General features: G+C 30.4%; 10 protein-coding genes. 2 read left to right on the forward strand and 8 right to left on the reverse strand.

All coding sequences use genetic code 11. The annotated features are described in order from the left end of the window. Positions 1 to 450: 450 nt before the first annotated feature. The 8 genes from HMPREF1552_RS10310 to rapZ form a co-directional block, all read right to left on the reverse strand. Positions 451 to 666 (reverse strand): hypothetical protein, encoded by a 216-nt coding sequence (locus tag HMPREF1552_RS10310; RefSeq protein ID WP_021745133.1) that lies wholly within the window; start codon positions 664 to 666, stop codon positions 451 to 453. A 22-nt stretch (positions 667 to 688) separates the two neighbouring features. Further along, positions 689 to 1,444, reverse strand: a complete 756-nt coding sequence (locus HMPREF1552_RS10315) for a class I SAM-dependent methyltransferase (protein ID WP_021745134.1) — start codon at positions 1,442 to 1,444, stop codon at positions 689 to 691. Between the two features lie 28 nt (positions 1,445 to 1,472). Further along, positions 1,473 to 2,342, reverse strand: coding sequence for an ABC transporter permease (locus tag HMPREF1552_RS10320; RefSeq protein WP_021745135.1), 870 nt, complete (start codon positions 2,340 to 2,342; stop codon positions 1,473 to 1,475). Between the two features lie 46 nt (positions 2,343 to 2,388). After that, entirely contained in the window at positions 2,389 to 3,456 is a 1,068-nt protein-coding gene (locus tag HMPREF1552_RS10325; RefSeq protein ID WP_021745136.1) for an ABC transporter permease, read from the reverse strand. Then, positions 3,449 to 4,966 carry an ABC transporter ATP-binding protein gene (locus tag HMPREF1552_RS10330; protein WP_021745137.1) on the reverse strand — a complete coding sequence of 506 codons (1,518 nt, stop codon included), beginning with the start codon at positions 4,964 to 4,966 and terminating at the stop codon, positions 3,449 to 3,451. The genes HMPREF1552_RS10325 and HMPREF1552_RS10330 overlap by 8 nt, the downstream gene beginning before the upstream one ends. Before the next feature lie 165 nt (positions 4,967 to 5,131). Continuing rightward, entirely contained in the window at positions 5,132 to 6,148 is a 1,017-nt protein-coding gene (locus HMPREF1552_RS10335; RefSeq protein ID WP_039901613.1) for a hypothetical protein, read from the reverse strand. Between the two features lie 19 nt (positions 6,149 to 6,167). Continuing rightward, the gene (gene uvrC / locus HMPREF1552_RS10340; RefSeq protein ID WP_021745139.1) at positions 6,168 to 7,976 is read right to left on the reverse strand and encodes an excinuclease ABC subunit UvrC; all 1,809 of its coding nucleotides are present in this window, start codon (positions 7,974 to 7,976) and stop codon (positions 6,168 to 6,170) included. Positions 7,977 to 8,029: 53 nt separating this feature from the next. Next, positions 8,030 to 8,905: an RNase adapter RapZ gene (gene rapZ / locus HMPREF1552_RS10345; RefSeq protein WP_021745140.1), complete on the reverse strand. Its 876-nt coding sequence runs from the start codon at positions 8,903 to 8,905 to the stop codon at positions 8,030 to 8,032. A 310-nt stretch (positions 8,906 to 9,215) separates the two neighbouring features. On the opposite strand from rapZ, the gene HMPREF1552_RS10350 reads away from it, so the two are divergent. Both HMPREF1552_RS10350 and HMPREF1552_RS10355 read left to right on the forward strand, forming a co-directional pair. Continuing rightward, a complete protein-coding gene (locus HMPREF1552_RS10350) occupies positions 9,216 to 9,647 on the forward strand; it encodes a MarR family winged helix-turn-helix transcriptional regulator (protein WP_021745141.1) in 432 nt (143 codons plus the stop codon). 122 nt (positions 9,648 to 9,769) lie between these two features. Further along, positions 9,770 to 10,327: an NADPH-dependent FMN reductase gene (locus HMPREF1552_RS10355; protein WP_021745142.1), complete on the forward strand. Its 558-nt coding sequence runs from the start codon at positions 9,770 to 9,772 to the stop codon at positions 10,325 to 10,327. Positions 10,328 to 10,496: the final 169 nt, after the last annotated feature.

A 10,496-nucleotide genomic window follows, 5' to 3' on the forward strand; every position in this document is an offset into this window, starting at 1 on the left:
TACGACTGTCTGACGACTGAAAGGAGGAGTTTCGGAATTAGACAAACAAAAGTCATAGTATAGCCATAGGTATTGCGTAGCAATCTTGCCACAATTTTAATTATTAGGATAAGCCTTTTACTGCAAGATAAGGTTTTGCGGCAATGAGCAATCCTGCAAAAATAAATAAAGAAAAGCTATTTATTAATAATAAATTTTTAAAGACAAAAAAGCCTGTTTCACAAATTTTTTTAACAATCTATGAAACAGATTTTTCCAATTATTATTTTAATTTAAATATTTTTTATATTCATTTGTTAATTCCAGTATCCTTTGTTGTATTAAATTAATCCGTTCTCTTGTTTCAGATTTTTCTCTAACGCATAGGTTATACCAATTTCTATACATTCCATAATGTCTCATTTCTTCATCTGAATATTTTATCCACATTTCTTGAGAATTAATTAACTTCTACTTCAATTTAGAGTGATATCTTCTATTTTTATTAAATTTCTGAATTAATTTATTATATATTTCATCCATTTTTTTTTGTTCATTTTCTAGTATTTTTAAATGTTCATTATCATTTTCCCCACATGCACTAAAAAATTTAGCTGTACTTATTTCCAAATCTTTTGAAAAAGAAACTATCGAAAGCATCATAAATATAAAAACTATTTTTCTCATATTAAATATTCCTTTTGTATTTTTATTCTTTTATTGCTCTTGTTGCTACAAAACTTGCAATATTAAGTTCATGCAATCTTCCAAATCCATTTGTATCATCGTAAATATCTGTTAGTCTAAATCCAGCCTTTAATTGTCCGCCTATCTGTTCTGATATTGTGTGGGAAAATTGAATTCCACAGTCCTGTTCTTCCAACTGTTTTCTTTGCTCTTCGTTGACTAATGGATTGAATGGAAGACTATTAATGATTTTTTCTTCCTTTTCATCTACAGTATAATTTGTTCCAATATCAAGACCACACAATAAAATTCCACCTTTTTTCAAAATTCTATAGCATTCTTTAAATACCGGTTCAACTTTTTCGATATAGGAGTTGCTTACTGGATGAAAAATTATGTCAAAACTATTGTCTGCAAATGGTAATTTTTTTGTCATATCGGCTTTGATAATTTCTATTTCATATTTTTCACGTTCTGCAACCATTTTTTCAGCTTCCAGCTGTTTATCTGAATAATCCAAAACAGTGCAGTTTGCCCCTAAAGCACTAAATATAGGCATTTGCTGTCCACCACCAGAAGCCAGTCCTAATATTTTTTTATCTTTTAAGTTTCCAAACCATTCGTGAGGTACAGGATTGACTGGTGTTAAGAGGACATCCCAATTACCATTTTTAGCGTTTAAATAAGTTTCATGACTAATTGGCTGTCCCCATTCCCAGCCTTCTTCAATCCATCGGTTAATTGTTTCTGCATTTATTTCCTGATAAGATTTTGACATTTTTATTCCTTTTTTTAATTATTAAATTTTATTTTTCATACGGCAATCCTGATGCTTTCGGTGCTTTCGATTTTCCTACAAATCCAACTAATGCCAATAAAGTCAAAACGTATGGTATCATTGTCAAAAATTGCTGAGATATTGGTAACCCGATTGTTTTTGAGACATCTGCAAATGCTTGTCCAAAAGCAAATAATAGGCTTGCCAAAATTGCTCCTAATGGATTCCATTTTCCAAAAATCATTGCAGCCATGGCAATGTATCCACGTCCTGCTGACATATTGTTTGAAAAAGATGGAAGCAATACTGCTGTAAGATAAGCCCCTCCAAGTCCACCTAATGCACCTGATATAAGTACAGCGATATACCTTGTCTTATAAACATTTATTCCAACTGTATCGGCCGCTAACGGATGTTCTCCCACGGAACGAATTCTCAATCCTAAAACTGTTTTATATAAGAAAAAATACATTGCTATAGCGATTGCATAGATTATAATTATCATTAATGGACGATTTGCCAATGACTTTGCCAATGGAGTACTTCCAGCAGTTTTATAGATGGCTTTTATAGAATACGAAGTGATTGCAACTGCAAATAAATTTATTGCAACTCCACTTATAATTTGATTTCCTTTAAGATTAATGCTTATTACTGCGTGAATTAGTGAGATTAAGACCCCCACTATCACTCCAAAAATTATTCCTAAATATGGATTTCCTGTAGCAATATTGACAACTGCTGTTGCAAATGCTGAACTTAGCATAATTCCTTCAAGTCCAATATTAACAACTCCACTTTTTTCAGAAATACACGCTCCTACAGCTGTTATTAAAATTGGAGGTGCTATTATTATTGTTTGTTGCAATAAATTAAATATTTGTTTTAATACAATCATTTTATTTTTCCTTTCTGACTCAATATTTTTTATTTGATAATTAAATTTATACCGTTTTCTTTTTATTAAGCATAAATTTAAATAAATTTTCTGACGCTACGAAAATAATTATTAATGCTTGTATAATAAATACAATATCTTTATCAATCTGGTATCTTTGCTGCAACATTTGTCCCCCAACTTCAAGTGCCGCATAAAATATCGCTGCAACTAATATTCCAAATGGGTTATTTTTTCCAAGAAGTGCTACTGCAAGTCCTGTAAATCCATAATCTCCCATTATTAACTCAGTGTATGTGTACTGTGATGCTCCACCTAAAACACGTTCAGCTCCTCCAAGTCCAGCACATGCTCCAGCGATTCCCATTGCCAAAAACATAATATGTCTTGGATTGATTCCTGCATTTTCAGCAACTGTATCACTTTGTCCGACTGCTTTTATTTCATATCCTTTTTTAAAATATTTGAAAAAGAAAAATATTCCTATTGTCAGAAGAATTGCGATTATAAAACCAAAATTTAAGTTTTGTTTTGTAATTTTTGCAAAAAGTAGCGGTAATCTTGCTCCTTCAAAGATACGTGGAGATTGTGTATTTTGTGAAGCAGGATCTTTTAAAGGCCCATTTAACAAGAAATTTTGCACTTCAATCATAATATAGTTTAACATAATCGTACTGATTACTTCACTTACTCCAAATTTTGCACGCAACAGTCCAGCTATTCCAGCCCAAAGAAATCCAGCAATTATAGCCACAATTATTACAACAATCACATTTCCAAAAACATAATTTCTAAATGTGATTGCCCAGAAAGTAGCCGCAAGTCCTCCTGCAATCATTTGTCCTTGCATTCCTATATTAAATAATCCCGCTTTAAAGGCTACCATTGTGGCAAGTGCTGAAAATATTAATGGTGTTGCAATAAATAATGTCTTTGCAAGTCCACTAAATAATGGAGATCTTGGCGAAGTTTGATAAAAAGCTGCTCGCATCATATCGGTATAGGCTGTAAATGGATTTACACCTTTTGTTATCATTATCATTCCACCAATAATTAATGCGATTAATACTGCAATTATAGATGGTAGAAAATCCTTTATCTTATTTTTAATCATCTATTTTCCCTCCTGCCATTAATATTCCTATTTTTTCTGTTGTTGCATCTTGTCTATCCAAAACCCCTACAATTTTTCCCGAATACATTACTGCAATTCTGTCACTTAATGCCATTATTTCTGATAACTCTGCCGAAACAAGCATTATAGCCTTTTTCTGAGTTTTTTCATTCAAAATCGTATTATGAATCATCTCAATTGCACCAATATCGACTCCTCTTGTAGGCTGTGCCGCAATAATAAATTTATTTTCACGTTCCAGCTCTCTTGCTACAACGACTTTTTGCTGATTTCCTCCAGACAGTCCGCCAAATTTTATTTTTCCATCTGTAGGTCTAATATCATATTTTTCTATGTATTCGTTAGTTTTTTTCTCAATTTCACTATAATCTAGCAATATTCCTTTAGAATATTGATCCTGAAGTCCTAAAGCCATATTCTCCTCTATAGTAAAATCATCAATAGTTGCTCTTTTATGTCTATCTTCAGGTATATGGGAAAGTCCTTTTTCCTTAATAAGTTTTGGTGATTTATTTTCCAACTCATCGTTATTTATAAAATATGTTCCACTATCAACTTTTATAAGTCCTGCAAGAGCTTCTATCAGTTCAGTTTGTCCATTACCTTCTACACCAGCAATTCCAAGAATTTCTCCTTCTCTTATTTCAAATGAAACACCTTTTAATTTTTCAATATTTCCACTTTTCACAGTTAAATTATCAACTTTTACAACTACATCTCCCAGTTTGACATCTGGACGTTTCACTTCAAACAGTACAACACGTCCGACCATAAGATTTGCAATTTTTTCTTTTGTTGCTTCCTCAGTCTTGAGTCCTCCAACATCGCTTCCACGTCTAATAACTGTGATATTATCTGATAAATCAAGTACTTCCTGTAATTTATGAGAAATAAAGATTATTGTTTTCCCTTCTTTTACAAGATTTCTCATAATTTCATAAAGTTCTTTTACTTCCTGAGGTGTAAGCACTGCACTCGGCTCATCAAACACCAATAGCTCTGCTCCCTTAAATAGCACCTTCAAAATCTCAATTCTCTGATGAATTCCAACTGATAAATCTGATACTTTTGCATCTGGATCAATATTCAGTCCATATCTTTCAGAAACTTCCCTAACCTTCTTTCTTGCAGTATTCAAATCAAAAAATATTCCACCCTTTTTAGGTTCAAATCCTAAAACCATATTTTCAGCAACTGTCAATGTATCAACTAGCATAAAATGCTGATAAACCATTCCAATTCCCAAATTTGCCGCAGTCGTAGGACTTTCAATATCAATTTTTTCCCCCTTATAAAAAATCTCACCAGAAGTCGGAGAATACAATCCATTCAAAATCTTCATAAGCGTAGACTTACCTGCTCCATTTTCCCCAACAATTGCATGAATCTCCCCTTTTTTTACTTTTAGCGTAATATCATCATTTGCGACAATTTTTCCGCCCAAAAATTCTTTACGTATATTTTTCATTTCCAAAATATATCCGCTCATTTTTCCTCCTACTTCTCTAAGATTTATCCTTATTCAATATTTTTTCATCCATAAATCATTCATCCAAAAACTTTTTTAATTATTCTTAAATTAACAGAAATTTTTAAACAAACGATTTAAGATTTTATATTAAACAAATTTATTATTTCTATAAAAAATATAATTTTAAAAAAAGTCTGATACATAGTAGTTTGAACTTGTTTTTAACAAACTAAGTACTTCTATTGGCTTTTTCACGACATTTATCTTATAATCTTTGTAATAATATTTTGGATTTTTTCCTCCTATGAACACTACTGTATTGTTTTCATTATAAGTATAGCCATGATATTCACTATTTTCAAGTAATAATGGTGTTCTTTTTAATTTTAGCTGATTTTTTGCAAGTTCTTCTATGATTTCGTTAGGAAAACCTGTTAGATAAACATTTCTTTGAAGTTCCGGCAATACTGCCTGATCTTCTAGCTTGTCAGAAATTAGAATATCTTTGTCAAATTTGTACACAGAATCATCTTTAAACTTGTTTAATCCTGAATTTTCATAAGTTTCTTTTATAAAAAATTCAACATTTGATTTTTCAAAATTTTCTACAACTTCTTTCCGATTGTTTCTCAACTCTTCAATCAAGAACTCCTTATCCAGTTCTGAATAAACGTTTTTGGGATTAAAATCAGTTTTATTTAAAAGTTCATAAAGTACATAAATCTGTCTATTCAAATATTCCTGATCTGTCCCAAGGTATTCTGTCAAATTAGCACCGTTTGACATTGCAACCATCTGCTGTCTATAATATTCATCCAAAGAAGAAGCTGGTAATTCCAATATTTTTTCCTCTTCTGAAAGCTGATCAACTTTTATATCCTGCATTTCCTGATAAAATCTATTTTCCAGAAGCAATGAATATTTCTTTCCTTTTTTTATATTTTTCAGGAAAGTATTAAATTCATTGTAAAATCTGTTCTTTCCAAACAAATCTGTCGGATAAGTAATTTCGAATAATTTTATCTCGTAACGCCCCGGTATAACCTTTCGCATTTTCTCTTCCCCATCAATCATCACTTTTACCTGATTAAATCGTGGCTGTTCTTCTTCCTTCCATTTTATCTCCTTTTTTATTTTATCAAAAAGAGCAAAACTCGTTATACTGCATCCAAGCAACATCAAAATTATTAATTTTTTCAAGTTTTTCCTCCTAATATTTTTATAAATTTTCTTTTATAGAAATCGCAATATTTTCTGGCACTACTTCCATCAATTCTTCCAATGTCGCATTTCGTATATTTTTTATCAATCCAAATTTTTTTATTAATTCTTTTTTACGTTTTGGACCAATTCCCGCAATATCATCTAATGCACTTTTTACATTTCGTTTACTTCTTAATTTTCTATGATGTGTAATTCCAAATCTGTGTGCTTCATCACGCAATCTTTGCAAAATTTTCAATGTTTCATCCGTTTTTTCAAATAAATATGGCTCACTTTCATAACTTTTAAAAATTTCCTCTTCCCTTTTTGCAATTCCAATCACATCGGTATACTCTATTTTTCCAAGTTTTTCCAGCACATCTACAGCTACACCTAGCTGTCCTTTTCCACCATCTATTAAAATTAAATTGGGCATTTGATCATTTTCTATTTTGGAATATCTTCGTGTCAATGCTTCTCTCATCATTAAGAAGTCATCAGGTGTGTCTTTTACGGTAATCTTAAAATGTCTGTATTCCTTTGGCGTAGTTTCCCCATCCAGTGCTACCGTCATTGCTGCAACTGCATCTTTCCCTTGAATATTTGAAATATCAAAACATTCAATTCGGTAAGGCAAACTTTTCAATCGCAATTCTTTTTTTAAATTACGCAATCCTTCCTGAACCATACGACGCTTTCTGTAGTATTTATCCACTTCTTCACGTAAGTTTAAATACCCCATTTCTAATAGCTGCAATCTTCGGCTATTTATTTTTGGAAAATGAAATTTTATTTCCCTATGTTTTTCAATTTTTGCCCATTCTTTTATCAAAAGTTCGCTTGACATAAATCGCTCATCACAAATAATATGCTTTGGAATGTTCCTTTTTTCATAATATGAAGTAATTAACCGCTCGAACAGGTTCTCTTCCTGACTTCTCTCCATCGAAATTACTGTGTGGTTTTTATTAATAACCTTCCCTTCCCGAATATTCAGCACACACAAAAACACATTTTCTCTTTTTTCCTCGAACACAAATACATCTTCGTCAATTTCCTTGCTGTATTCAATAATCTGTGTTTCAAGCATTTTTTTCAATACGCTCAACTTTTCACGTTCACTAATTGCACGCTCAAATTCCATTTCATCACTAAACTTTTTCATTCGGCTTTCTAGCATTTCAATAACTTTGTCAGAATGTCCCTTCAAAAAATTCTTGAAATTTTTGACATTTGTACTGTACTCATCTTCGATATCTTTGTACTTACAAGGTGCCGGACAAGTTTTCATATAATATTTTAAACAAGGTTTTGTTATTTTATCCATACTTCGATTGCAGTCTCGCACTGGAAATATTTTAATAAGCGACTTCATTGCAAAAAATATTCCCATTGGATATGGTCCAAAATATTCTGCATTTTCATTTAATTTTTTTGTGCTTCTTACAATTTCCACTTTAGGAAATTTTTCTTTTGTAAACTTTATATATGGGTAAGTTTTTTCATCTTTTAATAAAATATTGTATTTTGGCTTATTTTTCTTTATCAAGTTATTTTCCAGAATAAGTGCTTCAACTTCTGATTTACAGATAAAAAACTCAATATCCCTAATATTTTTGACTAATTCCAGCGTCTTCTGATTATGCGAATTTACATTCATAAAATAAGATTTCACTCTATTTTGCAAATTTTTCGCTTTCCCAACATAAATAATCTTTCCTCGAACATTTTTCATCAGATAAACTCCTGGATGTGTCGGAATATCTTTGTATTTAATTGGTGATTTTATTTCTTCTTCAATTTTCAATTTTTTTAATTTTTCCATATTTCTTCTTTTTCTATATTATTTTATAATTTGCATTCACATTTTTGAATAAATTAAATTTCTTTTTTCTCTCCCACTTCCCTGTGAAATTTTCCAATGTGATAGTCCATCCTTTGTGAAAGGTCATCATAAAGTTTATTCACGAAGGTAGCTGAACGATGCTGTCCTCCTGAACATCCAATTCCTATACGTAAATGAGATTTTCCTTCTTTTTCATATTTTGGAATTAGATACAAAAGCATATCTAACAGCTTTTTGTAAAATTCTTGGCTTTCTGGCAGTCCCATTACATAATCCTGAACTTCCTTATGATTTCCAGTTTTATTTTTTAAATTATCAATGTAATAAGGATTTGGTAAAAATCGTAAATCGAACATTAAATGCAAATCTAGTGGAATTCCGTATTTAAAGCCAAAAGATGTTAAATTAATATTTATTTTTTTTCTTTGACCTGAAAATTCCTTTTCTAAAATTTCTTGAAGTTCCTTTACCGATAATGTACTTGTATCAATCACTAAATCGGCTTTTACCATAAAATCTTTTATAATTTTACGTTCTGCTTTTATATTTGCAAGTAATGTATCATATAGATTTAGAGGATGTTTTCTTCTGGAAAGTTCGTATCTGCTCAAAAGAACATCTGTTCTTGCATCCAGATAAATCATAGTATGCAAAATTTCCTCTTTATCCAGTACTTCAAGCTGTTTTGTCAATTGTTCTATAAACTCCTGATTTCTAACATCTATCGCTATTGCCACCCGATTTCTCTTTTCACTGCTAATAAATATCTCGTTTAAATACTGAAATAAATTAATAGGAAAATTGTCAATACAAAAGTACTCCCTGTCCTCAAAAAATTTCATTGCCTCAGATTTTCCAGCCCCACTCATTCCAGTTATTATAACCAGCTCTTTTTTTGCTTTATCCATAAAACAGCCCTCTTTACAAAATAAATTTATTTTTCATTTCACTTAAAATTATTATAGCATATCTCTTAATAAATATAAATAATTTTTCTTTTAATAAATAAAACAATTATCACAAATATTTTATTCCAAAAAAAGACTACTTAAAATTTTAAGTAATCTTACATCCTATTTATTTTTTAATCATACCTTATAAGTTAATAAAAATAAATTTTTCTTTTTATTTGGATATACAAAAAAATTATTGACAAAATCACTAACTAGTGATAAATAAATTTATTACTAATTAGTGAAATTGTTAAGGAGATGATTTATGGATACAAGCTGGGAAAAAAATTCGGATATTCATTTGCAGATTATATTGCAAAAGGCTGTTAAGAGTATTAATAATAAAATTGGAAAAGATTTTAGGGATAAAGGGATTACTGTTTCACAATTTAGTGTTCTAGATGTGCTTTATACAAAAGGCGAAATGCGTGTTTGTGAACTTATCGAAAAAGCATTGTCAACTTCGGGAAATATTACGGTTGTTATAAAAAATATGGAACAGAAAGGCTGGTTATACAAGAAGACTTGCCCAACAGATAAGCGTGCATTTCTAGTAGGTTTGACAGATGAGAGAAAAAAACTATTTGAAACTCTTTTACCTGAACACCGTAATGAAATAAAAAATACCTATAGTATCCTTTCATCCGAAGAAAAACAGGAATTAATAAGAATTTTAAGAAAATTTAAAAACATATAAAATCTATTTTAGAATTAAACTTAATAAACTCATTTTTCCTGACTTTCAAAAATTTTTACTTAACATACTAAATTTAGTTATTAAAATATAATTTTAGAACAATAAAAAATGGAGGAAACAAAATGTCAAAAAAAACAGTATTATTAATCGTAGGATCTTTTAGAAAAAATTCATTTAACCAAACAGTTGCAGATTATATTGCAGAAGAATTAAAAAAAGAAGCAAATGTGGAATTCTTAAATTACAGAGATGTTCCTTTATTAGAACAAGATACAGAATTTCCAGCACCACAGGCAGTCAAAAATATTCGTAGCCAAGCTGAAAAAGCAGATGCATTATGGGTTGTCTCACCAGAATACAACGGCTCTTACCCTGCTATACTTAAAAATGTACTAGATTGGTTATCTCGTCCATTAGTAGCTTTCGATAGAGAGACACCAACAGTTATTGCAGGAAAACCAGCAACTGTAAGCAGTATCGCAGGTTCTACAGAAGGAAAATTTGTAAGACAGAATCTTTCAACATTGCTTGCTTATATCCGTATGAATCCAATGGAAGGAATTGGAACAGGTTTAGTTGTACCATCAGAAGCATGGCAAACAGGAGTTTTAACTCTTACTGATAAACATACAGAAGCCTTGAAAAAACAAGTAAAAGAATTTTTGGAATTTATTAAATAAAAAAATATACTAAATCCCGTTTAAAAATGGGAATAAATTTTTATAGTAGGGTTGTTTGATAGTTAATTCATAAATTATTCAACTAAATTGTTTTTTATTATTTTTTAGATATTTTGATTAATAAATATTATTTCATTTTTATTTTTGTAGGATTGCTCATTGCCGCAAA

The sequence above is a fragment of the Leptotrichia sp. oral taxon 879 str. F0557 genome (assembly GCF_000469385.1).
In the GTDB taxonomy this organism is placed as follows: domain Bacteria; phylum Fusobacteriota; class Fusobacteriia; order Fusobacteriales; family Leptotrichiaceae; genus Leptotrichia; species Leptotrichia mesophila.

Coding starts and splice junctions, on each gene's coding strand:
- HMPREF1552_RS10310 (WP_021745133.1), bottom strand. CDS start 666: ATGAGAAAAATAGTTTTTATATTTATGATGCTTTCGATAGTTTCTTTT.
- HMPREF1552_RS10350 (WP_021745141.1), top strand. CDS start 9,216: ATGGATACAAGCTGGGAAAAAAATTCGGATATTCATTTGCAGATTATA.
- HMPREF1552_RS10320 (WP_021745135.1), bottom strand. CDS start 2,342: ATGATTGTATTAAAACAAATATTTAATTTATTGCAACAAACAATAATA.
- HMPREF1552_RS10325 (WP_021745136.1), bottom strand. CDS start 3,456: ATGATTAAAAATAAGATAAAGGATTTTCTACCATCTATAATTGCAGTA.
- HMPREF1552_RS10355 (WP_021745142.1), top strand. CDS start 9,770: ATGTCAAAAAAAACAGTATTATTAATCGTAGGATCTTTTAGAAAAAAT.
- HMPREF1552_RS10330 (WP_021745137.1), bottom strand. CDS start 4,966: ATGAGCGGATATATTTTGGAAATGAAAAATATACGTAAAGAATTTTTG.
- HMPREF1552_RS10315 (WP_021745134.1), bottom strand. CDS start 1,444: ATGTCAAAATCTTATCAGGAAATAAATGCAGAAACAATTAACCGATGG.
- rapZ (WP_021745140.1), bottom strand. CDS start 8,905: ATGGATAAAGCAAAAAAAGAGCTGGTTATAATAACTGGAATGAGTGGG.
- uvrC (WP_021745139.1), bottom strand. CDS start 7,976: ATGGAAAAATTAAAAAAATTGAAAATTGAAGAAGAAATAAAATCACCA.